Genomic DNA, 23,310 nt, shown 5'->3' with positions numbered 1-23,310 from the left:
AGTCTCAGAGGCTGGCGTCGAGCGCCTTGAGGACGGCGTCGCCGACCTGGGTGGTGGAGGCCGGATCGCGGTCGCCGGCCTGCATCAGGTCGGCGGTGCGCACGCCGTCGCGCAGGACCGACTCGACCGCGGCCTCGAGGCGGTCGGCCTCGGTGCCCTGGTCGAACGAGTAGCGCAGCGCCATCGCGAAGCTGAGGATACAGGCGCAGGGGTTGGCCTTGCCCTGACCGGCAATGTCGGGGGCCGAACCGTGCACCGGCTCGTAAAGGGCCTTGGGCCGGCCGTTTTCAGCCGGCGCCCCCAGCGAGGCCGAGGGTAGCATGCCCAGCGAGCCGGTCAGCATCGCGGCGGCATCCGACAGCAGATCGCCGAAGAGGTTGTCGGTGACGATGACGTCGAACTGCTTGGGCGCGCGCACCAGCTGCATAGCGCCGGCGTCGGCATACATGTGGGTCAGCTCGACATCGGGGTATTCGTTGTCATGGACCCACTGCACCTCTTCGCGCCAGAGGATGCCAGATTCCATCACGTTGGCCTTCTCCATCGAGCACAGGCGATTCGAGCGGCGGCGGGCCAGTTCGAACGCCGAGCGCGCGACGCGACGAATCTCGTTGGTGGTGTAACGCTGGGTGTTGACGCCGACGCGCCCGCCCTCGTTGTCGGCCTGAATGCCGCGCGGCTCACCGAAGTAGATCCCCGAGGTCAGCTCGCGGACGATCATGATGTCCAGCCCGGCCACGATGTCGCGCTTGAGCGACGAGAAATCGGCCAGCGCGTCAAAGCACTGGGCGGGGCGCAGGTTGGCGTAAAGGTCCATTTCCTTGCGCAGACGCAGCAGGCCACGCTCGGGCTTCACCGAGAAATCCAGATCGTCGTATTTGGGGCCGCCGACGGCACCCAGCAGAACGGCGTCGACAGACTGGGCATGCGCCATGGTCTTGTCGGTCAGCGGCGTGCCATGCGCGTCATAGGCGGCGCCGCCCACCAGATCCTCGGCCACGTCGAACTTAAGGCCGCGCTTGTCGCCGAACCAGTCGATGATGCGGCGCACCTCGGTCATCACTTCGGGGCCGATGCCGTCGCCGGGAAGGATCAGAAGGGTAGGGTTGCTCATGGGTCGCGGGCTCCTTGAATGGGTCGCCGGATGGCGTATCCCGGCCCGCAGGGGGGGTCAAGCTGGGCCGGACCCGGCCCGCGCCGGGCGTTGTCCCCCGAACACGTCCCCGGAGTGGCGAAATGTCGGCTCTGCGCGGCCCGGATGCGCCGGGTGGCGATGGCGCGACATCGACCCAGACCAGCCGGTGGCGCGAGGCGGTGGCCACGATCTCGGCCCAGCCCCGTCCTCCCCTGTCGCGCGCCCCGCCCGCCTTTGGTTGCGGCGCCGGCCAGAACACCCCGGCGCCTGTCACTCGCAGCCGGGCGTCGGGCAGCACGTAGGCCACCCGCAGGTTGCCCGGCGCGGGGCCGCCCGCCGCGTCCTCCTCGGGCCAGTCGACCGTGTCGAGGGCCGGCTCGCCGTTCGGTGCCCCCGAATTCGCCGCCGCCGCGCCGGCGGATGCCGGGCGCGCATCCCGAAGCCGGGGGTGGCGCAGGAGTGCGGCCATCGCCGCGCGCCGCCCCTCGCCACGTCGCACATCAAGGTTCGATATCCCCGCCAGCACCGGCAGATCCCCGGACCCGATCAGCTGCCCCTCGGTCTGGGAAGGCGCCCAGCCGTCCAGCACCAGCCGCCACAGGCGGTTCTCCTCGGCGTTGCGCAGGCCGTTGGCATCCTCCGGCCCGTCAAAGACCGGGGGCCCCGCATGGTAGAGCATCAGCATCAGCCGACCCCCATCGGGCAGGGGCACCGGCACTAGCCAATGGGCGACCGACGACAGCCGGCGCTGTTGCGCGGCTTTCTCGTCCGGGAACAGCTTGCCCCCCCGGCGCGGCAGGCGGGCACCCGGCAGCTCCGCCCAGCGCAGGGGGGACAGGTCCGTGACGGACCCGAGCGGCAGGCGCGACAGAAGGGCCATGCCCCCCGCGCCGTGGAAGGCCCCGTAGCCTTGGGCATCGCGCGGCCCGTTTAACCGACCGTCCCCGTCCAGGTCCATCCCGCTGGACAGGCCGGCGTTGGGCAGGGCGCCAAAGGCATGGTCCATCGGATGCCCTGCCCGCGAGATCTGCCCGCGAAGGGCTGCCAGTGCATGCCCGTCGAGATCCGTGTCGAAGCCGGCTAGCAGAAGGATATCGGGCCGCGCGGCGGCGATCACCGCGACCACGGCCTCGACCTGCGGATCGCGCCCTTGCGAAATGTCCCGCAACAGGACCCCCGGTCCCCGCCGCGTCAACTCGGCATTGAAGACGGCAATCCGCAGGCTGCCCTTTTCGGGCGGAGGGGGCGTCAGCGGAAGGGGGGGCGCCTGCGCCGAGGCCGCCCGGACCGGCACTGTGCAAAGGAGTCCGACAAGCAGGAATGCGACAAGGCGCAGGCCGACATTCCGGCAGGCGGCAATGCCCCCGTGCCGCACCAACCAAGCGAAACGCCATGTTCGATGAAGACCGTGAAGCCCAGCCGCCCGGCGCTGCCCCGGGTCTGACGGCCTCAGGCGGGAACCAACTCCGCCGGTTCCTCCCGGACCCGGTCCAGGCGCCGCTGCATGCTGACCAGCCGCGCCAGGCGGTGCATGACGATCGCCTTCATGACGCAGCAGGTGGGCAGGAACATCCATATGGACACGATCCAGATGATCGACAGGGGCGCGTTCAGGGCGCTCGGATCCAGTGTCCCGATCACTACCCGCATCGCCAGTGGCAGGAAGAATGGCAGCAGAATCGCCAATGAAATGTTAATCCGGGCCGAGCGCACCAGGCTCGCCACCACGTCGCCGCCGCTGGTCGGATCGAAGGTCGGCAGGTTGACCCACAGGTTGAAGGCCCGCGACCGCGACGGCCAGTTATTAACCCGCAGGATCAGCAGCAGCGACCAGACGACGAAGACGCTCATGATGAACGACAGGCCCAGCGTGACGTAGACCAGTTGCGAGATCCAGGGCGAGGCGTCGGGCCGGATCAGCCCGCTGGCCAGGCGCATCGGGCTGAAGGGCACGTCCAGCGTCTGCCCCACCAGCAGGCCCAGCGAATAGACCAGCCGCACCAGCGGCGTGCCATCCCAGGGCGCGCGATAGGCCACCGCCGCCAGGATGATCGAGCCGAACAGCAAAAGGAAGCGCATGCGGTTGTAGGGCGGCGCATCGCGGAATTCCAGAATGCCGGGCGATTGGGCCATGTACTCGGTGAAGACGAAGACAGCCAGCGACAGGCCGATGATCAGGGTGATGAGATGGGTGTTCACCCCGGCCGTCGGCACCAGAAGTGACGGCAGGACGATCAAGGTCATCATCAGGAATGCACGCAAAAGCGCGCTTGCTACCCGTAGGATCACTGCTCTGCCTCTCGACTGGACGAACCCGGTACACGCCGGATCCTTGTTCCATTTCGGGCCCCGTCCGATTGTGGCGGAATGCCTCTTTATTGTCTTATTCCTGCCTTTTTTCACCCCGAGCGACAAGGCCGCCGGGCCGGGTGGGGCCGCGCGAAGGGGTTTTCGCCCCCTCACTGTCGCCCCTTTGCATCAGCCGCGCCCTGCGTCGGGGCGCGTCGGAAGCACCGGGGCCCGGCCCTTCACGCGAAAGGCCGGGCCCCGAAATGTCACATGCATCGCCGCCGCCCGCCTTGTTGGCCGGTGGCGCGGCCCGGGTCAGACCCAGGGGCGCTGCTGGTTGACGTTGGCCTCGAAGGCGTCGATCGCGGCGCCCTTCTCCAAGGTCAGCGCGATGTCGTCCAGGCCGTTCAGCAGGCAATGCTTCTTGAAGGCGTCGATCTCGAAGCCGAAGCTCTCGCCCTCCGAGGTCGTGATCGTCTGGTTCTCCAGGTCCACCGTCATGCGGGCGTTGGCGCCCTTCTCGGCGTCCTTCATCAGCACGTCCACCTGTTCCTGGGGCAGGATGACGGGCAGGATCCCGTTCTTGAAGCAGTTGCTGTAAAAGATGTCGGCGAAGCTGGGGGCGATCACGCAGGAGATGCCGAAATCCTTCAGCGCCCAGGGCGCATGCTCGCGCGAGGAGCCGCAGCCGAAATTGTCGCCTGCGACCAGGATCTCGGCATTGCGATAGGCCGGCTGGTTCAGCACGAAGCTTTCGATCTCGTTGCCGTCGTCGTCATACCGCATCTCGTCGAACAGGCTCTTGCCCAGGCCGGTGCGCGCGATGGTCTTCAGGTACTGCTTGGGAATGATCATGTCGGTGTCGACATTGATGAGCGGCATCGGCGCCGCCACCCCGGTGATCTTTTCGAATTTGTCCATTGTCGTCTCCTTGCTCGGACAGGCCGCCCCGGCGGGCTTCACTCGAGGAAAAATATCCCCGCCGGAGGCAGGCCGGCCCGTGGCCCTGGGGCCTTACATCAGTTCGCGCACATCCGTCAGCCGCCCGGTGATCGCGGCGGCCGCCGCCATCGCGGGGCTCAGCAGGTGGGTGCGTCCGCCCCGGCCCTGGCGCCCCTCGAAATTGCGGTTCGAGGTGGCGGCGCAACGCTCGCCGGGCGACAGCTGGTCGGGGTTCATGGCAAGGCACATGGAACAGCCCGCAAGGCGCCATTCGAAACCGGCCTCCTTGAAGATGTCGGCCAGGCCCTCTTCCTCGGCCTGGGCCCGGACCAGGCCCGAACCCGGCACCACCATGGCGCGCAGGCCGTCCTTGACCTTCTTGCCCTTCAGGATCGCCGCGGCGGCGCGCAGATCCTCGATCCGCCCGTTGGTGCACGACCCGATGAAAACCGTGTCGATCTCGACCTGGTCCAGCGGCGTGCCGGGGGTCAGGCCCATGTAGTCGAGCGAGCGCTTGACCGCCTCGGACTTGCCACCCTCGAAATCCGAGGGCGAGGGCACGCTGGCCGTGATCGGCAGCACGTCCTCGGGCGAGGTGCCCCAGGTCACGACCGGGGCAATGTCTTCGCCCTTCAGTGTCAGCACCTTGTCGAAATGCGCGCCTTCGTCGGTGTAAAGCGTCTTCCACCAGGCCAGGGCGGCTTCCCACTGGGCGCCCTTGGGCGCGTGGGGGCGGCCCATCACATAGTCGAACGTCTTCTCGTCCGGCGCTATCAGGCCGGCGCGGGCGCCACCCTCGATCGCCATGTTGCAGACGGTCATGCGGCCTTCCATCGACAGGTCGCGGATCGCTTCACCGCAATATTCGATGACATAGCCGGTGCCGCCGGCGGTGCCGGTCTCGCCGATGACGGCCAGGGTGATGTCCTTGGCGGTCACACCGGGGCGCAGCTTGCCGGTGATCTCGACCTTCATGTTCTTGGACTTCTTCTGGATCAGCGTCTGGGTGGCGAGCACATGCTCGACCTCCGAGGTGCCGATGCCGTGGGCCAGCGCACCGAAGGCGCCGTGGGTCGCAGTGTGGCTGTCGCCGCAGACCACGGTCATGCCGGGCAGGGTCCAGCCCTGCTCGGGGCCGACGATGTGGACGATGCCCTGACGGATGTCGCTGACCGGGTAGTAGACCAGCTCGAACTCGCGCGCGTTGCGGTCCAGCGCCTCGACCTGGATGCGGCTTTCCTCGTTCTCGATATAGGTGTCGCGCCCCTCGGTGGTGGGGACGTTGTGGTCCGGCACGGCGATGGTCTTCTCGGGGGCGCGGACCTTGCGGCCGTTCATGCGCAGCCCTTCGAAGGCCTGCGGGCTGGTCACTTCGTGGACCAGGTGCCGGTCGATGTAGAGAAGGGTGGTGCCGTCGTCGGCCTCGTGGGCGACATGGGCGTCCCAGATCTTGTCATAGAGGGTCTTGGGGGCAGTCATCGGGGGATCTCCCGCATAGGTATGTAACGTGAAAGGGCATCAAGACGGGTGGCCGCGCAGGCGGCACCGGTCGCGCAGGCGCTACTCGGCTGCCAGGATTGTCAGCGTCGAACCGTGGAACCGCCAGGGAAGGCGCGCCCGGTCATCCATGTCAAAAAACTGAGTCACGCCGCTCAAATACAACTTAACCTGGCGGGCAGCAAGCGCGCGAAGCGCGTTGGGCCGATGTGCCGCCATCGGGGCGGGGGCGGCGCAGGCCGCGACGAGGGGTTTTGAAGGCACTTGGCCGGTCCGGAGCGGCGGGGGCCAAAGGCGGATGGCTCGGGACGGCCCCGTTCCAAAGGGCCGTCCCGGATCGTCTGATTGGAGGCCACGCCTCAGGGGGCGTCGCTGATCTCGCCTTCAAGGATGAAGCGGCGCTCGGTCTCGCCCGCCGGTTCGATGACCAGTGAGCCGACGCCGCGCATGCCCTCGAACTTGCCGGTGCCGCTGACCAGTTCCCAGACGCCGTTGTCATGCAGGGCGGGCTTGCCCTCGCCGGCCATGAAGATCGCGCGCACGGACCATTTCAGAACTGCCAGATCGCCATCGGCGTCGGTCATCTCGAGGTATCCCTGCGGGTCGCCATCGACGGGCGGGCGGATGTCGTGCCAGCCGAACTCGGTGACCGAGGCGCCGGCCAGGATGCCCTCGCCCTCGGCCTTGCCCTCGCGGCGCACGGCCAGGACGAAGTGCTTGGAGCCGTCGCCGAACTCGAACTTCATCTGCTCTTTCGGGGTCATCACCGCCTCGACCGCGACGGGGGCGGCCTGTGCCGCGGCGCCCAGTGCCAGTGCAAGGCCGGCGGCCAGGATCGCTGTTCCGGGACGTGTGTGTCTTTGCTTGTTCATTGCTGTGTTCCCTGTTGTCGTTTCATCGACCCCGGAACCTAGGGCCCATCCCCCCGGCTTCCCCACACGATCGGCTGATGGAGGATAACGAATCCGTTGCCCGACAGCCGCGATCCGCCCCGCACAGTGCCGCGGCGGCGGGCGGGGCGGCCGGAACTGTTGCGGCGCGCCGGGGCGCTGTGCAACTCTGGCAAAAAAAGGTCAGGCGGAATGAACCCAGAAATTCCCGGCCTCCCCGACGCCGTGTCCGACAAGGCGATCGGCCTCTGGTCGCAGGTCGAGGCCCTGCTCAACGATCTCCTGCTGCCCTGGCGGCTCTATCAGCTTGGCATCGTCGTCGGGATCGTGCTGGTCGCCTACCTGCTGCGGATGGTCGTGGCGCCACGCATGCACGACTGGATGCGCAGCCTCGAAGGCCTGGCGAAGTGGCGGATGCGGGTCCTGGTGCTGCTGCACCGGCGGATCTGGCTGATCGCCACCATGCTGGTTGCCTGGGGCGTCGTCTTCGTCATGCGCGAGCTGACCTGGCCCTCTCGCAGCTATTTCGTGGGGCTCTTCGCCACCATCGTCACCGCCTGGTTCGTCGTCGGGCTGATCGCCCGGCTGATCCGCAATCCGCTGCTGCGCCGGGTCGCGACCTGGGGCGCGTGGATCTACGTCACGCTCTACTATCTGGAACTGGACGACAGCTTCGGCAGGATGCTGGAGGGGCTGGCGCTGGAGTTTGGCGAGTTTCGCCTGACCGCGCTCGCCATTCTCAAGGCGCTGGTGATCACGGCGCTGCTGTTCACGGGGGCGCGGCTGGTCTCCTCGGCCACCTCGAACCGCATCCAGGGCAATGAGGATCTGTCGCCCTCCATGCGGGTGCTGGCGGTCAAGATCCTGCAGATCGTGCTTTACGGCGCGGCCTTCTTCATCGGGCTGAAATCCGTCGGCTTCGACCTGACGGGCCTTGCGGTGCTGTCGGGTGCCATCGGCGTCGGCCTTGGCTTCGGCCTGCAGAAGGTCGTTTCGAACCTGGTGTCGGGGGTGATCATCCTGCTCGACAAGTCGATCAAGCCCGGCGACGTCATCAGCCTGGGCGAGACCTTCGGCTGGATCAACGCCCTGACCGCGCGCTACGTCTCGATCACCACCCGCGACGGCAAGGAATACCTGATCCCGAACGAGGACCTGATCACCACCCAGGTGGTCAACTGGTCCCATTCCAACGATTACGTGCGCCTCGACATCAATTTCGGCGCCGCCTACGACGACGATCCCCATGACGTGCGCCGGCTGGCAATCGCGGCGGCCAAGTCGGTCGACCGGGTGCTGTCGATCCGTCCGCCGGTCTGTCACATCGTGGGATTCGGCGACAGTTCGGTCGACTACGTGCTGCGCTTCTGGATCCGCGACCCGACCGAGGGGCTGACCAACGTGCGCGGCGGCGTTTTCCTGGCGCTGTGGGACACGTTCAAGGAAAACGGCATCAACATCCCCTTCCCCCAGCGCGAGGTGCGCATCCTGGGCGAGATACCCAAGAGCCCGGGGGTGGTGCTCGACTGACCGTGCTGCGCAAAAAATGGCCGGCGCAATTGAGAATGGGGCTTGCGGTTGCTATATTGGCCCCATGCCCGGCGCCGGGGCTTGCCGGCGCGTTGTTAAGGAGGACGATGTCCTGTCTCAACATGCGGAGACGGTCGATATGACGGCCGCACGACATGCCGGCGCCGAATCGGCGGCGGACAATGCCACGAGCAAACAACTTCTTGACGAAATCCTGGACTCCCTGGCCAGCGACAAGGCCGAGGATGTCGTGACCATCGATCTGCGCGGGCGGACCGAACTGGCCGATCACATGGTGATCGCGTCGGGGCGCTCGACCCGTCAGGTGGCCGCGATCTCGGAAAAGCTGGTCGATCGCCTGAAGCAGGAGTTCGGCCGTCTCAGCAAGGTCGAAGGCAAGGATGCCGGCGACTGGGTGCTGATCGACACGGGTGATGTGATCGTTCACGTCTTTCGCCCCGAGGTGCGTGAATTCTACGCCCTCGAAAAGATGTGGCTGCCGACCGAACCCCGGTAGGAGCCATGCGCGTCAGGATCTGTGCCGTGGGCCGGCTTCGGGCCGGTCCCGAACGGCTTTTGCTCGACGATTATCTCTCACGATTTGACAAGACCGGCCGCGCGCTGGGCCTCGGCCCGGCCCAGGTGGTCGAGGTCGAGGACCGCAAGGGCGGCGGCATGACCGCCGAGGCCGCCCTGCTGGAGCGTGCCGTGCCCGAAGCCGCGGCCCTCTGGGTCCTGGACGAGCGCGGGCGCAAGCTGAGCTCGCGCGATTTCGCGCAGGAACTGGCCCGTCACCGCGATGACGGGCGGGGCGAGCTGGCGCTGATGATCGGCGGCGCCGACGGGATCGACCCCGCGCTGCGCGCCCGGGCCGACATGGCGATCTCTCTGGGCGCGATGGTCTGGCCGCACATGCTGGCCCGCGTGATGCTGTCCGAACAGCTTTACCGCGCGGCCTCGATCCTGTCCGGCAGCCCCTATCACCGGGACTGAGGGTGAAGGGCCGCATCCGGGCCAGGTTATCCCTTTCTGACAGGCGCCAATCGCCGCGCGCGGCGTTCTGGGTGTTTCCCCCGCCGATGGGACCGGCTACAAACCCGGCAAACGCCAAGGAGCCGCCCGCATGACCAGTCCCCGACCCGTCGTTCTGTGCATTCTGGATGGCTGGGGCATCGGCACGGGCGGACCAGAGGATGCGCCGGCCCAGGCGGACACCCCCAATTTCGATGCGCTGATGGCCAAGGGGCCGATGGGACGGTTGATTACCCACGGGCCGGACGTGGGCCTGCCCACCGGTCAGATGGGCAATTCCGAGGTCGGGCACATGAATATCGGTGCCGGGCGCATCGTGCCGATGGACCTTGGCCGGATCGACCTTGCGATCGAGGACGGCAGCTTTGCCGCGCATCCCGCCCTTCTGCGCTTTGCCGACAGGGTTGGGACCAGCGGCGGCACCGCCCACCTGCTGGGAGTGGCATCGGACGGGGGCGTCCACGGCCACATCGCCCACCTGATCGAGGCGGTGCGCCTTCTGGCGGGGCGCGGTATTCCCGTGGTGGTGCACGCGCTGACCGACGGGCGCGATGTCGCCCCCGGCTCAGCCGGTGGCTTTCTCAGGCAGCTTGAGGAGGCCCTGCCCGAGGGGGCGCGCATAGGCACTGTCATCGGCCGCTACTGGGCGATGGACCGCGACCAGCGCTGGGAGCGGGTCGAGAAGGCCTATGCCGCCATGGTCGAGGGGCGCGCCGCCCACCGCGCCGCCAGCGCCCGCGACGCCGACCGCGCCGCCCGTGGCCGCGGCGAAAGCGACGAGTTCTACGATCCGACCGTCATCGGCGACTATGCCGGCATGGGCGACGGCGACGGGCTTTTCTGCCTGAACTTCCGCGCCGACCGCGCCCGCGAGATCCTGTCGGCCATCGTCGACCCGGCCTTCGACCATTTCCCCACTGCGACCCGCCCCGAACTGGTCGCCCGCCTTGGCATGGCCGACTATTCCGAACGTCACGACGCCTTCTTCGACACGGTCTTTCCCAAGCACGAGGTCGAGAATACGCTGGGCGCCTGGGTCGCGGCCAAGGGGCTGACCCAGTTCCACATCGCCGAGACCGAGAAATACCCACACGTGACATTCTTCCTGAACGGCGGGCGCGAAGAGCCCGAGCCGGGCGAGGACCGTCACATGCCCGCCAGCCCCGACGTGCCCACCTATGACCTGCGCCCCGAAATGTCCTCGGTCGAGGTGGCCGATCACCTGGTCGCGGCCGTGCGCAAGGGATATGATCTGGTCGTGGTCAACTTTGCCAATCCCGACATGGTCGGTCACACCGGCTCGATCTCTGCGGCGACCCGCGCCTGCGAGGCCGTGGATGTGGCCCTCGGCCGGCTGATCGAGGCGACCCGCGCCAGCGGCGGCGCGCTGCTTGTCACCGCCGACCACGGCAATTGTGAGCTGATGGTCGACCCCGAGACCGGCAAGGCGCACACCGCCCACACCCTCAACCCGGTGCCCGTCCTGCTGGACGGCGGCCCCGAGGGCGCGCGCCTGGCCGATGGGCGGCTGGCGGACCTGGCGCCCACGGTGCTGGAGCTGATGGGCCTGACGCCCCCGCCCGAGATGACCGGAAAGTCATTGATCCGGTGAGGGGCCGGTTCCGACCCCGCGGCCCCCGTGGCCTTGCCATCCTGCTGGCGCTTTTGCTGCCGGGCATGGCATCGGGGCAGGCCGATCCCGCCATCACCGCACAACGCGCGGCCCAGATGCTGGAGCGCGCCGCGATCGCTTTGACCGAGGCGGAAGGCGCCCGTGACCGGGTCCGGGCCCTCAGCGAGGCGGTGCGCGGCTACGAGGAAGGGCTGATCGCCCTGCGCGAGGGACTGCGCCAGGCGACCCTGCGCGAGCGGGTGCTGGTCATGCGGCTGGACGCCAAGCGCGAGGAGGTGGCGCGGCTTCTGGGAGCGTTGCAGACGATCCAGCGCGCGCCGGCGCCCCTGCTGCTGCTTCATCCCTCGGGGCCGGTCGGCACCGCCCGCTCGGGGATGATCCTGTCCGAGATCACGCCCGCGCTGCAATCCCAGGCCCGCACACTTGGTGCCGAGCTGTCCGAGCTTCAGGTTCTGCGCCTTTTGCAGGAAAGCGCTGCCGCGACGCTGAGCGAGGGGCTGGATGGGGCGCAGAAGGCCCGCATCGCCCTGTCGCGCGCCGTGGCCGACCGCACCGACCTGCCGCGCCGTTTCGCCGCCGACCCGGCCGCCCTGGCCCGCCTGGCCGAAAGCAGCCAGACCCTCGACAGCTTTGCCGACGGGCTGAGCCGGCAGGAGGTCACCGCGCTGGAAAGCGGAGCGGGGGAGGCCGAGGCGCCCGACAGGTTCGCGGGCGCACGGGGGCGGCTGCCGCTGCCCGTCGATGGCAAGCTTCTGCGCCGGTTCGAAGAGGCGGACGCCGCGGGCGTGCGCCGGCCGGGCATCGTCCTTGCGACCCGGCCCCGCGCCCTGGTCACCAGCCCCTGGCCCGCGACGATCCGCTACCGCGGCCCGCTGCTGGACTACGGAAACGTGATGATCCTGGAGCCTGCGGCCGACTTCTTGCTGGTGATCGCCGGGCTTAAAGAGGTTTATGGTGAGGTCGGAGAGATCATCCCCGCCGGCGCGCCGATCGGGCTCATGGGCGGCGAGGCGCCGGAAGAGCGCGACTTCCTGACCGTGGGGGTCAAAGACGATGGCGGATCCCGGGAGGAAACGCTTTATATGGAAGTGAGACAGGCCAACGTGCCGATGGATCCAGCCGACTGGTTCCGCCTGACAGAGGAATAGGATGCGATGAAGAGATATGTGATGGCCGCCGTCGGCGGCACCCTGGCCGGGATCGTCATGACCACCCAGGTCGCCGGTCCGCTGATCGCCCAGGAATCCGAACAGAAGACCAATGTCTACGAACAGCTCGACCTGTTCGGCGACATCTTCGAACGCATCCGCGCCCAATATGTCGAAGAGGTGGACGAGGCCGACCTGATCGAGGCCGCGATCAACGGCATGCTGACCTCGCTGGATCCCCACTCGAGCTACCTGCCGCCGAAGGATTTCGACGACATGCAGGTCCAGACCCGGGGTGAGTTCGGCGGCCTCGGCATCGAGGTCACTCAGGAAGAGGGCTTCGTGAAGGTCGTCTCGCCCATCGACGGCACCCCCGCCGACGAGGCCGGGATCGAGGCCGGCGATTTCGTGACCCACGTGGACGGCGAAAGCGTGCTGGGCCTGACCCTGGATGACGCGGTCGAGATGATGCGCGGTCCCGTCGGTTCGGAAATCGTGATCACCGTCGTCCGCGAGGGCAAGGCCGAGCCTTTCGACGTGACCATCGTGCGCGACACCATCCGCCTGACCGCCGTGCGCGCCCGGCTGGAGGGGACGACCCCCGTGCTGCGCGTGACGACCTTCAACGACCAGACCTATCCCAACCTCGAGACCGAGCTGAAGAAGCTGGTCGAAGAGGCCGGCGGGATCGACAAGGTCAACGGCTTCATCCTGGACCTGCGCAACAACCCCGGTGGTCTGCTGACCCAGGCGATCCGCGTGTCGGACGCCTTCCTCGACAAGGGCGAGATCGTTTCGACCCGTGGCCGCAATCCCCAGGACAGCGACCGCGTCAACGCCAGCCCCGGCGACCTGGCCGAGGGCAAGCCGATGGTCGTGCTGATCAACGGCGGTTCGGCCTCGGCCTCGGAAATCGTCGCGGGCGCGCTTCAGGATCACCATCGCGCGGTGGTGGTCGGCACCAAGAGCTTCGGCAAGGGGTCGGTCCAGACGATCATGCCCCTGCGCGGCGAGGCCGCGATGCGCCTTACGACGGCGCGTTACTACACGCCGTCGGGCCGCTCGATCCAGGCGCTGGGCGTCTCGCCCGACATCGTGGTCGAACAGCCCCCGCGCCCCGAGGCCGCCGCCGAGGGCGAGGACGGGGACGAGAAGGCGAACGGCACCCGCCGTCCCAACCGTTCTGAGGCGGACCTGCGCGGCGCGATCAGCAACGACAGCATGACCGACGCCGAGCGTGAGCAGCTCAAGAAAGAGCAGGAAGCCGCCGCCGCAGCCGCCAAGCTGCGCGAGGAGGATTACCAGCTTTCCTATGCCATCGACCTGCTGAAGGGTCTCAAGGTGCTCGGCCCGCAGGAGTGATCCACGGCCATGCACCATGCGGTGCGGCGGGGCCCGGCCCCGCCCGCCACCACCCTCAAGACCCGGGTTTTCGCCTGACATGACCGACAACTCCCCGACCGCCCCCTGTGCCGAAGAGATCGCGCGCCTGCCCTATCGCCCCTGCGTGGGCATCGTGCTGATCAACCGCGACGGGCTGATCTTTGCCGGCGAACGGCTGGACACGCCCGGCGCATGGCAGATGCCCCAGGGCGGGGTCGATCCCGGCGAAAGCCCGCGCCAGGCCGCCTTGCGAGAGCTGAGTGAGGAGACGGGGCTGACCGACGAGCAGGTGACAGTGCTGGCCGAAACCCGCGAGGCCCGCTGTTACGACCTGCCCCATGACCTGGTGCCCAAGGTCTGGAAGGGCCGCTTCCGGGGCCAGTCCCAGCACTGGTTCCTGATGCAGCTTACGGGTTCGGAGAACGGTATCGACATCAACGGGGGCCACCCCGAGTTCGCCCGCTGGCAGTGGATGCGCCGGGCCGACCTGGTCGAGGCGATCGTGCCCTTCAAGCGCGATATCTACGTCAGCGTCCTGGCCGAGTTCGCCGACCACCTGCGCTGACCCGCCCGCCCGCGCGCCGGGCCCGATCCATCCCCCTTCCTTGCGACCAATGTCGCCCCGGCACCGGACCCGAACGCCCCGCCGGGCGGTTGATCCCGCGCCGGCTTTGCCACATTCTGCCGCACCACCTCGCTGAAAGGACCCCGAGTATGAGAACCAGAGCAGCCGTCGCGCTTGAGGCCGGCAAACCGCTTGAGATCATGGAGGTCAATCTTGAAGGCCCCCGCGCCGGCGAGGTGCTGGTCGAGATCAAGGCAACCGGCATCTGCCACACCGACGAATTCACCCGCTCGGGTGCCGACCCCGAAGGGTTGTTCCCCGCCATTCTGGGCCACGAAGGCGCCGGCGTGGTGCTGGAGGTCGGGCCGGGCGTCACCACCCTGAAGCCCGGCGATCACGTCATCCCGCTTTACACGCCCGAATGCCGGCAGTGCGAATATTGCCTCAACCCCAAGACGAACCTGTGTCAGGCGATCCGCACGACGCAAGGCCAAGGGGTGATGCCCGACGGAAGCTCGCGCTTTTCGATGCTGGATGGCACGCCGATCCTGCATTACATGGGCTGCTCGACCTTCGCCAACCACACCGTCCTGCCCGAGATCGCGCTGGCCAAGGTCCGCCCCGACGCGCCCTTCGAAAAGATCTGTTACATCGGCTGCGGTGTGACCACCGGGATTGGTGCCGTCATCAACACCGCCAAGGTCGAGATCGGCGCCCGCGCCGTGGTCTTCGGTCTGGGCGGCATCGGGCTGAACGTCATTCAGGGCCTGCGTCTGGCGGGGGCCGACCAGATCGTCGGCGTCGACATCAACGACAGCAAGAAGGATATGGCGACCCGCTTCGGCATGACCGATTTCGTGAACCCCAAGGAGATCGACGGCGACGTGGTGCCCCATCTGGTCGAGCTGACCGGCGGCGGGGCCGATTACACCTTCGACGCCACCGGCAACGTCACAGTCATGCGTCAGGCGCTGGAGTCGGCGCACAAGGGCTGGGGCGAGTCGATCATCATCGGCGTGGCGCCCGCGGGGGCCGAAATCTCGACCCGGCCCTTCCAGCTTGTCACCGGGCGGGTCTGGCGCGGTACGGCCTTTGGTGGTGCGCGCGGGCGCACGGATGTGCCCAGGATCGTCGACTGGTACATGGACGGCAAGATCGACATCGACCCGATGATCACCCACACGATGGGCCTTGAGGACATCAACAAGGGCTTCGATCTGATGCACTCGGGCGAATCCATCCGCTCGGTCGTCGTTTACTGACCCCGCCTTGCGGGCTATGTGCGAGGGAAAGGGCCGCCCCCGACCGGCGGCGGCCCACCAGAACAACAAAGGCCAAGCCCCATGCCCGAGCTTACCAAACCGCCCCTGCTGGCCGTCCTGATCGACGCCGACAACATCCCGGCGAAATTCGCCGAGGCGATCCTGAAAGAGATCACGAGCCTGGGTAAGCCCGCCCTGCGCCGGGTTTATGGCGACTGGTCCAGCGACCGCCTGCGCGGCTGGGCCGAGAAGGTGCTGGAACACGGGCTTGTCGCGCATCAGGAAACCGCCAATACCAAGGGCAAGAACGCCAGCGACATCGGTCTGGTGATCGACGCGATGGACATCCTGCACACCGGCCGGTTCGACGGTTTTGTCATCGTCTCGTCGGACAGCGACTTCACCGCCCTGGCCAACCGCATCCGCGAGAACGGCCTGGACGTGATCGGCATCGGCGAGGGCAAGGCGCCCGAATCCCTGCGCAATGTCTGCACCCGGTTCGTGATGATCGAGAACCTCGTCGACGAGCCCGAACCCGCAAGCGGCGGCGCCCGCTCCGAGGCCCCGCGCAAGGGCAAGGCCGATCCCACCGATGCGATCCCGCTGATCCTGCGGGCGATGGACAAGATCGCCCAGGACGACGACTGGTATGCGCTGGGCCAGCTTGGCCAGTACATCACCGCCGACAACCCCGATTTCGACACCCGCAGCTACGGGCGCAAGAAGCTGTCTGATCTGGTTCAGGACCTCAAGCGGTTCGAAACCCGCAAGGTCGGCAACCAGATGCACGTGCGCCGACTGGACTAGGGCAGGGGCGCGACGCTTGCCCCTTGCGGGAGCGGCCCCTTCCTCTAGCTTGAGGGGAAACCAGCAGGAGGTCGCCCCCGATGATACCCGGATTTGCCCAACGCCGCCGCTTTTCGGACCTGAGCGAGCAGGAGGTCCTGGCGCTGGCCATTTCCTCGGAAGAGGATGACGCCCGGATTTACCGCCAATATGCCGAATCCCTGCGCGACGAGTTTCCCGCCTCGGCATCCATCTTCGATGGCATGGCGGCCGAGGAGGACGAGCATCGCCGCCGCCTGATCGAGCTGCACGAGGCGCGTTTCGGCACAATGATCCCCCTGATCCGGCGTGAGCATGTCTCGGGCTATTACGCCCGCCGGCCGGTCTGGCTGGTGGAGAACCTCGGCCTTGAGCGGATCCGCGAGGAGGCCGCCGGCATGGAAGACCAGGCCCGCCGCTTCTACGAGGCCGCCGCACGCCGCACCACCGATAGCGCCACCCGCAAGCTGCTGGGCGACCTGGCTGCCGCCGAGGCGGGTCATGCCGCCACCGCCGACGAGCTGGAGGACAAGCACCTCGACCCCGAAGCCCGCGACACCGAGGACGAGGCCGCCAAGCGCCAGTTCGTTCTGACCTGGGTGCAGCCGGGGCTGGCGGGGCTGATGGACGGCTCCGTCTCGACCCTGGCGCCGATCTTCGCGGCGGCCTTCGCGACCGGCGACACCTGGCAGACCTTCCTGGTCGGGCTGGCCGCCTCGGTCGGCGCCGGCATCTCGATGGGCTTCACCGAGGCCGCATCGGACGATGGCGAGTTGTCGGGCCGTGGCTCTCCGTTAAAGCGCGGCATCGCCTCGGGGGTCATGACGACCCTGGGCGGCCTTGGCCACGCGCTGCCCTATCTCATCCCCGATTTCTGGACCGCCACCACCATCGCCGGCATCGTGGTCTTCATAGAGCTTTGGGCCATCGCCTGGATCCAGAACCGCTATATGGAAACGCCCTTCTTCCGGGCCGCGATGCAGGTGGTCCTGGGCGGCGCGCTGGTGCTGGCGGCGGGCGTTCTGATCGGCTCCGGCTAAGGCCGGGCGGCCCCTTCCGGTGGGCGCATTCCGGTCCGCCTGTGGCCCGGATGTGCCCGCGGTGCCGCGGCCTTGACGCAACGTTCCGCGGGCCATTCCGCCCGCCGCCGCCGCGTGCTATCGGGCGGGCATGGTTGACATATTCCTCCAGACGATCCCCTTCTTCGCCCTCATCGGTCTTGGCTATGGTGCCGGGCGCAGTGGCTTCTTCCCGCCCGAGGCGAACGCCTGGCTGACGAAGTTCGTCTTCTACTTCGCGCTGACCGCGATGCTGTTTCGGTTTTCGGCCAACCTGTCGCTGGCCGAGGTGCTGGACTGGACTCTGGTGGCCGCCTATCTGGCCGCGACCGTCCCGCTTTACCTGCTGGTGACCCTGGTGGCGCGGCTGCGCCGCCTGCCGGTGGCCGAGGCCGCGATCGAAGCTCAATGCGGCGTCATCGGCAACGTCGGGTTCCTGGGCGTGCCGATGCTGGTGATGCTGCTGGGCGAGGCGGCGATCGGCCCCGTCATGCTGGTGCTGGCAACCGACCTGCTGGTCTTTTCCAGCCTGGTGGTCGCGATCATCACAGGCTCCCGCCAGGGGCGGCTGGAACCGGCGATCCTGCGCACGATCGGTCTGGGTCTGTTGCGCAACCCGATGATCGTGGCCATCGGTCTGGGCTTTGCCGTCTCGGCCCTCGGCTGGCCGGTGCCCGGCCCCGTTAACCAGTTCCTGGTGCTGCTGGGGGCCGCCGCGACGCCCGGCGCGCTTTTCGCGATCGGCGCCTCGCTTTCCGACAAGTCGGCCGAGCGGATGCGCATCGCCATCTGGCTGAGCACGGTGAAACTGGTGCTTCACCCGGTGGCGGTCGCTATCTCGATGCTGCTGATCTTCAAGGTCGAGCGATATTCCGCCGGGGTCGCGATCGCCGCCGCCGCCCTGCCGGTGGCCGGCAATGTCTACATGCTGGCCCAGCATTACAGGGTCGCGCCGCAGCGGGTCTCGACCGCGATCCTGGTCTCGACCGCGCTCAGCGTACTTACCGTGACGTTCGTGATCGGATGGGTCAAACCGCTTTGACCTGGGCCGGCGGGATGGGGTAGGTCCGGGCAGAGCAGACGGCACCGGCAACAGGGCCGCCAGGCAAGGAGAACAGGCATGAAGACGATCTCGGAAAATCGGTGTTTTGGCGGCGTCCAGGGGGTCTATTCCCACCGTCCTGCCTGCTGCGACAGCGAGATGACCTTCGGCCTATTCCTGCCCGAGGAGGCCCGCGACGGGCCCGTGCCTGTGCTGTGGTACCTGTCTGGTCTGACCTGCACCCACGAGAACGCGATGATCAAGGCCGGTGCCCAGGGCTGGGCCGCCGAACATGGTGTGGCCCTGGTCTTTCCCGACACCTCGCCGCGCGGCGAACACGTCGCCGACGACGAGGCCTTCGATCTGGGCCAGGGCGCGGGTTTCTACCTCGACGCGACACAAGAGCCTTGGTCCGACCACTACCGCATGGAAAGCTATATTGTCGGCGAGCTGCCGGGCCTGCTGTTCGAGGAATTCGCCCTTGACGTGGAGCGTCAGGCGATCACCGGCCACTCCATGGGCGGGCACGGCGCGCTGACCCTGGCCATGCGCCATCCCGGGCGCTACCGCTCGGTCAGCGCCTTCTCCCCGATCGCCAATCCCACCGCCTCGGACTGGGGACGCAAGCAGTTCGCGGCCTATCTTGGCGAGGGGGCGGACGCCTCGGGCCATGACGCCAGCCTGCTGATGGCCGATCGCGGATTCGATGGCCCGGTGTTGATCGACCAGGGTTCGGACGACCAGTTCCTGGATCTCCTGCGTCCTGAGACCCTGGCCCACGCGATGATGGCGCGCCGCCAGCAGGGACAGTTCCGGATGCAGCCGGGATATGATCATTCGTATTTCTTCATCGCCTCCTTCATGGAGGATCACCTGGCCTTCCACGCCGAGGCGCTCTGGTCATGACGATCTACGTCGACGCCGACGCCTGCCCGGTCAAGGCCGAGGCCGAGGCGGTGGCGACGCGCCACCGGACGCCGGTGAAATTCGTCTCGAACGGGGGGCTGCGCCCCTCGGCCAATCCGCTGGTGGAGATGGTTTACGTTCCCGAAGGGCCCGATCTTGCGGACATGTGGATCGCCGACCGGGCCGGACCCGGTGACGTGGTGGTCACAGGCGACATCCCCCTGGCGGCCAAATGCGTGGAAGCGGGCGCCCGGGTGCTGCGCCACAACGGCGAGGCGCTGACCCGCGCCAACATCGGCCAGACATTGGCAACCCGCGACCTGATGGCCGACCTGCGCGCCGCCGATCCCTTCCGCCAGGGCGGCGGAAAGGGCTTCGGCAAGGCCGACCGGTCGCGCTTTCTCGACGCACTGGAACGGGCGCTGCGGGCGGCGGCCCAGGATCTTGCCGACGGGGCCGTCCCGCGCGGCCAGGATGGAGAACAAGGCGAATGAGCAATATCAAGGCGGTGATCTTCGACATCGGCAACGTGCTGATCGAATGGCAGCCCGAGCGGTTCTACGACCGCACCATCGGCGAGGCCCGGCGGCGCGAGATGTTCGCCTCCGTCGACCTGCACGCGATGAACGACAAGGTCGACAGCGGCCAGCATTTCACCGACACGATCTACGCCACCGCAGACAGCTACCCCGAGTGGCGCGACGAGATCCGCATGTGGCACGACAACTGGCTGGAGCTGGCGACACCGGTGATCGAGCATTCGGTTCACCTGCTGCGGCGCCTGCGCGCCCGGGGCGTGCCCGTCTTCGCCCTGACCAATTTCGGCATCGAAAGCTTCGACTTCGCCTCGGGGCATTACCCATTCCTGGCCGAATTCGACCGGCGCTACATCTCGGGGCACATGGGCGTCATCAAGCCCGCCGAGAAGATCTATCGCATGGTCGAGGAAGATTGCGGCCTGGCGCCCGCGACGCTTCTTTTCGCTGACGACCGCCCCGACAACATCACCGCCGCTGCCGCCAGGGGCTGGCAGACGCACCTGTTCCAGGGGCCCCAGGGCTGGGCCGACCGGCTGGTCGCGGAAGGGTTGCTGTCCCGGGACGAGGCCACATTTGCCGCGGCCGAGGACGCAAGCTGACCGGCCCGCCCCCCGCCCGGCGGACCGGGCGGGGATTGGCGCGGGCGATCAGGCGGGGGCGGGTGCGGGGCTGCGATGCTCCTTCACCGGCAGGTGGACGATGGCGCTGAAGAGGCTGACGCCGACGCCCATCCACCAGACGGTCTCGTAGCTGCCGTAAAGATCGTAAAGCTTGCCGCCCAGCCAGACCCCCACGAACGACCCAAGCTGGTGGCTGAAGAAGACAAACCCGTAAAGCGTGCCCATGTAGCGCAGCCCGAAAAGATGCGCGACCAGCCCGCTGGTCAGCGGCACTGTCGCCAGCCAAAGCGCCCCCATCCCGATCGAGAAGAGGATCACGCTGGTCGGGGTGATCGGCGCCATGATGAACAGCGCCGCGACCACGGTGCGGCCGACGTAGATCCCCGCCAGCAGGTATTTCTTGGTATAGCGTTTGCCGGCCCAGCCGGCCGTCAGCGTGCCGGCGATGTTCGCAAGGCCGATCAACGCGATGGCCAGCGCGCCCAGGCCCGCCGTGGTCGTCACGCCCATGCCCGCCAGCCAGCCGCCGGGCGCGATGGGTGACGACATCTCGGCCACCAGCGCCGGGAAATGGGCGGTCACGAACGCAAGCTGGTAGCCACAGGAAAAGAACCCCACGAAGATCAGCAGGTAGGACCGGTCGCGGAACGCCCGGACCAGGATCTGGCCCAGGGTCTCCTCAAGCTCGGCGCGGGCGGCGGGCGCGGGGGCGCGCATCATCGGCAGCACCATCAGCGACGCCAGGATCGCGCCCGCGAAGACGACAAAGACCCATTGCCAGGACATGAACCCCAGCAGGAATTCGGCGGCGGGTGCGCCCACCACCTGGCCGGCCGAACCCGCCGCCGTGGCGATGCCCAGGGCCATCGACCGATGCTCGTCCGAGGCGGCGCGACCGACCACCGCCAGGATGACGCCAAATCCGGTGCCTGCGATGCCGAAGCCGACCAGGATCTCCAGAAGCTGATGCTGCCCCGGGGTGAAGGCATAGGACGACAGGATCAGACCCGCCGCGTAGGTGATCGCGCCCAGCACGATGGCCTTGCGGTCGCCGAACTTCTCGGCGATGGCGCCGAAGAGGGGCTGGCCGATGCCCCAGGCCAGGTTCTGGATGGCAATCGCCAGCGAGAAGTCGGCCCGGAGCCAGCCGAACTCCTCGGCGATCGGGATCTGGAAGACGCCGAAGGAGGCCCGGATCGCGAAGCTGACAAGCATGATGCAGCAACCGGCGATCAGGACCGGCGTGAAGATCGAGGCCGCCTTGGCCTGCGGAAGCGTGGCGTTCATGCTGAATCCTTCGGTATTCGACGGGAAGGTGGGGCGGCCCGCGCGGGGCCGCCGAAACCCGGCCATTTATCGGTGAAGCCCGCAATCGCCGCAAGGGGGCGCGTTCCGGCTTCCCTCCGGCGGCGGGGGGTATTATCCCGTCGCCATGGCATCGCTGAAAGAGATCTACGCAGCCCGCGTCGCGGAAGGCAGGTTGAAGCAGGATCCGGCGCAGGAAGACGCGCTGGCCCTTCTCGAGGATCTGCGCCGCTCGCTCGAGGAGGTTCCGGCCCCCGGCGGGCTGATGCGCTTTTTCCGTGCGGCGCCGCCACCGCCCAGGGGGCTTTACATCTGGGGCGGTGTGGGCCGGGGCAAGTCCATGCTGATGGACCTGTTCTACGAACACGCGCCCGTCGAGGCCCGGCGCCGCGTCCATTTCCACGCCTTCATGCAAGAGGTCCACGCCAAGCTTCATGCCGCGCGCCAGACCGGGGTCGAGGACGCGATCGCCCCGGTGGCCGAAGGGCTGGCGCGGGACGTGCGGCTGCTGTGTCTTGACGAGATGCAGATCACCGACATTACCGACGCGATGATCGTCGGCAGGCTGTTCCAGAAGCTTTTCGATGCCGGCGTGACCGTCGTCACCACCTCGAACCGGCCGCCGGACGATCTTTACAAGGACGGCCTGAACCGGGACCTCTTCCTGCCGTTCATCGGGTTGCTGAAGGAACGGATGCAGGTCCACGAGCTGGAAAGCCCCCGCGACCACCGACAGCATCGCCTGCAGGGCGAGGCGCGTTATTTCACCCCAATCAATGCCAATGCCCGCGCCAGGATCGAGGCGATCTGGACCGGGTTGACCGGCGGCGCGTCGTCTCCCCTGGTCCTGCGGGTCAACGGGCGCGAGGTGACCGTGCCCGCCTACCGCAACGGCGCGGGGCGGGCGGCGTTCTGGGATCTTTGCGGCCAGCCCCTGGGCCCGGCAGACTACCTGGCCATCGCCGGGGCGCTGCGGGTGCTGGTGCTTGAGGATATTCCCTGCCTGGGACGCAGCAACTTCAACCAGGCAAAGCGGTTCGTCACCTTGATTGATGCGCTTTACGAGGCACGGGTGACGCTGATCTGCTCGGCCGAGGCCCCGCCGCACCGGCTTTACCTGGAAGGCGAGGGATCGTTCGAGTTCGAGCGCACGGCCTCGCGCCTAGCCGAGATGCAATCGGCCGACTGGGGCCGCCCGGCGTCTGAGGCCGCTTCGGCCTGACGCGCCCGCGCGAAGTCAGAGCTTCTGCGCGGTCGCCTCGGCAAGCGCCTTGGTCTGGGCCCTGAGTGCCGCCACGTCCCGCGACACGTCGAACACCGCCGTTGGCGAGGCCAGCAGCACCGCCAGAACCAGCAGGTTCAGCAGCAGCGGCCGGTCGCCCTGCGCGCCCATCAGCCGCCGCAGCAGAAAGAGCGCCCCGAAGAACAGCACCCAGCTTGCCAGTACGACGAAGAGGGGCACGATGATCTGGGTCACCATGCAGGTGGAGCCGGCGCAGTTCAGCTCTTTGATGCGCAGCAGTTCCGAGATCTGGGGAAGATGGGGCTGGATCTGGGCGCCGATCTTGCCCGCAGCTTCGCGGGCGGCGGCGCCATATGCCTCGTAAAGGCGGGTGGCCATGTCCCACAGGTAGAACAGGGTCAGCGCAAGCACGCCCGCGATTCCCTTGGCCGAAAGCAGAAGAATCTCTTTCATCTACAACCCTCTG

The 23,310-nt window shown here is 67.7% G+C and carries 23 protein-coding genes; 15 read left to right on the top strand and 8 right to left on the bottom strand.

The genetic code is table 11. The annotated features are described in order from the left end of the window. Positions 1-4 precede the first annotated feature (4 nt). From leuB to CLV77_RS12340, 6 genes are all read right to left on the bottom strand, one after another. Positions 5-1,114 (bottom strand): 3-isopropylmalate dehydrogenase, encoded by a 1,110-nt coding sequence (gene leuB, locus CLV77_RS12365; RefSeq protein ID WP_076980028.1) that lies wholly within the window; start codon positions 1,112-1,114, stop codon positions 5-7. Continuing rightward, entirely contained in the window at positions 1,008-2,303 is a 1,296-nt protein-coding gene (locus tag CLV77_RS12360) for an endonuclease/exonuclease/phosphatase family protein (RefSeq protein ID WP_197685738.1), read from the bottom strand. Before CLV77_RS12360 ends, leuB begins: the two co-directional genes overlap by 107 nt. A 281-nt stretch (positions 2,304-2,584) precedes the next feature. Beyond that, entirely contained in the window at positions 2,585-3,379 is a 795-nt protein-coding gene (locus CLV77_RS12355) for a hypothetical protein (RefSeq protein ID WP_170043963.1), read from the bottom strand. Between the two features lie 360 nt (positions 3,380-3,739). Next, the gene (gene leuD / locus CLV77_RS12350) at positions 3,740-4,345 is read right to left on the bottom strand and encodes a 3-isopropylmalate dehydratase small subunit (protein ID WP_076980031.1); all 606 of its coding nucleotides are present in this window, start codon (positions 4,343-4,345) and stop codon (positions 3,740-3,742) included. A gap of 93 nt (positions 4,346-4,438) precedes the next feature. Then, on the bottom strand, positions 4,439-5,845 hold the full coding sequence (leuC, locus tag CLV77_RS12345) for a 3-isopropylmalate dehydratase large subunit (RefSeq protein ID WP_076980032.1): 1,407 nt from the start codon (positions 5,843-5,845) through the stop codon (positions 4,439-4,441). 377 nt (positions 5,846-6,222) lie between these two features. Further along, positions 6,223-6,735 (bottom strand): hypothetical protein, encoded by a 513-nt coding sequence (locus CLV77_RS12340; protein WP_197685739.1) that lies wholly within the window; start codon positions 6,733-6,735, stop codon positions 6,223-6,225. A gap of 210 nt (positions 6,736-6,945) precedes the next feature. On the opposite strand from CLV77_RS12340, the gene CLV77_RS12335 reads away from it, so the two are divergent. The 14 genes from CLV77_RS12335 (at position 6,946) to CLV77_RS12270 (ending at position 20,275) form a co-directional block, all read left to right on the top strand. Next, positions 6,946-8,283 (top strand): mechanosensitive ion channel family protein, encoded by a 1,338-nt coding sequence (locus CLV77_RS12335; protein WP_076980033.1) that lies wholly within the window; start codon positions 6,946-6,948, stop codon positions 8,281-8,283. A gap of 139 nt (positions 8,284-8,422) precedes the next feature. Next, complete coding sequence (gene rsfS, locus CLV77_RS12330) at positions 8,423-8,800, top strand: ribosome silencing factor (RefSeq protein WP_233128059.1); 378 nt, start codon at positions 8,423-8,425, stop codon at positions 8,798-8,800. A gap of 5 nt (positions 8,801-8,805) precedes the next feature. Next, positions 8,806-9,276, top strand: coding sequence for a 23S rRNA (pseudouridine(1915)-N(3))-methyltransferase RlmH (rlmH, locus tag CLV77_RS12325; RefSeq protein WP_076980035.1), 471 nt, complete (start codon positions 8,806-8,808; stop codon positions 9,274-9,276). A gap of 130 nt (positions 9,277-9,406) precedes the next feature. Beyond that, positions 9,407-10,927, top strand: coding sequence for a 2,3-bisphosphoglycerate-independent phosphoglycerate mutase (gene gpmI / locus CLV77_RS12320; RefSeq protein WP_076980036.1), 1,521 nt, complete (start codon positions 9,407-9,409; stop codon positions 10,925-10,927). A 65-nt stretch (positions 10,928-10,992) separates the two neighbouring features. After that, entirely contained in the window at positions 10,993-12,096 is a 1,104-nt protein-coding gene (locus CLV77_RS12315) for a murein hydrolase activator EnvC family protein (protein ID WP_076981113.1), read from the top strand. 6 nt (positions 12,097-12,102) lie between these two features. Continuing rightward, positions 12,103-13,458 (top strand): S41 family peptidase, encoded by a 1,356-nt coding sequence (locus tag CLV77_RS12310; RefSeq protein WP_076980037.1) that lies wholly within the window; start codon positions 12,103-12,105, stop codon positions 13,456-13,458. A gap of 79 nt (positions 13,459-13,537) precedes the next feature. Beyond that, positions 13,538-14,044, top strand: a complete 507-nt coding sequence (locus CLV77_RS12305) for an RNA pyrophosphohydrolase (protein ID WP_076980038.1) — start codon at positions 13,538-13,540, stop codon at positions 14,042-14,044. A 149-nt stretch (positions 14,045-14,193) separates the two neighbouring features. Continuing rightward, entirely contained in the window at positions 14,194-15,306 is a 1,113-nt protein-coding gene (locus tag CLV77_RS12300; protein ID WP_076980039.1) for an S-(hydroxymethyl)glutathione dehydrogenase/class III alcohol dehydrogenase, read from the top strand. Between the two features lie 81 nt (positions 15,307-15,387). After that, a complete protein-coding gene (locus CLV77_RS12295; protein WP_076980040.1) occupies positions 15,388-16,113 on the top strand; it encodes an NYN domain-containing protein in 726 nt (241 codons plus the stop codon). Positions 16,114-16,193: 80 nt separating this feature from the next. Then, a complete protein-coding gene (mbfA, locus tag CLV77_RS12290) occupies positions 16,194-17,171 on the top strand; it encodes an iron exporter MbfA (protein ID WP_076980041.1) in 978 nt (325 codons plus the stop codon). A 130-nt stretch (positions 17,172-17,301) separates the two neighbouring features. After that, positions 17,302-18,231, top strand: a complete 930-nt coding sequence (locus CLV77_RS12285) for an AEC family transporter (protein ID WP_076980042.1) — start codon at positions 17,302-17,304, stop codon at positions 18,229-18,231. A gap of 78 nt (positions 18,232-18,309) precedes the next feature. Further along, positions 18,310-19,137 carry an S-formylglutathione hydrolase gene (gene fghA, locus CLV77_RS12280; RefSeq protein WP_076980043.1) on the top strand — a complete coding sequence of 276 codons (828 nt, stop codon included), beginning with the start codon at positions 18,310-18,312 and terminating at the stop codon, positions 19,135-19,137. Continuing rightward, entirely contained in the window at positions 19,134-19,631 is a 498-nt protein-coding gene (locus tag CLV77_RS12275) for a YaiI/YqxD family protein (RefSeq protein ID WP_076980044.1), read from the top strand. Before fghA ends, CLV77_RS12275 begins: the two co-directional genes overlap by 4 nt. Next, positions 19,628-20,275 carry an HAD family hydrolase gene (locus CLV77_RS12270; RefSeq protein ID WP_076980045.1) on the top strand — a complete coding sequence of 216 codons (648 nt, stop codon included), beginning with the start codon at positions 19,628-19,630 and terminating at the stop codon, positions 20,273-20,275. Before CLV77_RS12275 ends, CLV77_RS12270 begins: the two co-directional genes overlap by 4 nt. 48 nt (positions 20,276-20,323) lie before the next feature. Here the strand turns inward: CLV77_RS12270 and CLV77_RS12265 are convergent, their stop codons facing one another. Further along, positions 20,324-21,583, bottom strand: coding sequence for an MFS transporter (locus tag CLV77_RS12265; protein ID WP_076980046.1), 1,260 nt, complete (start codon positions 21,581-21,583; stop codon positions 20,324-20,326). Between the two features lie 145 nt (positions 21,584-21,728). Between CLV77_RS12265 and zapE the strand changes: the two genes are divergently transcribed. Next, positions 21,729-22,823, top strand: a complete 1,095-nt coding sequence (gene zapE, locus CLV77_RS12260; RefSeq protein WP_076980047.1) for a cell division protein ZapE — start codon at positions 21,729-21,731, stop codon at positions 22,821-22,823. A gap of 15 nt (positions 22,824-22,838) precedes the next feature. Here zapE and CLV77_RS12255 read toward each other — a convergent pair whose 3' ends face one another. Continuing rightward, positions 22,839-23,297, bottom strand: a complete 459-nt coding sequence (locus CLV77_RS12255) for a hypothetical protein (RefSeq protein WP_076980048.1) — start codon at positions 23,295-23,297, stop codon at positions 22,839-22,841. Positions 23,298-23,310 lie beyond the last annotated feature (13 nt).

Source organism: Brevirhabdus pacifica (genome assembly GCF_002797755.1).
Classification (GTDB): Bacteria; Pseudomonadota; Alphaproteobacteria; order Rhodobacterales; family Rhodobacteraceae; genus Brevirhabdus; species Brevirhabdus pacifica.
Note: the sequence above shows the minus strand (reverse complement) of the source record. Positions and strands in the feature narration are given on the sequence as shown.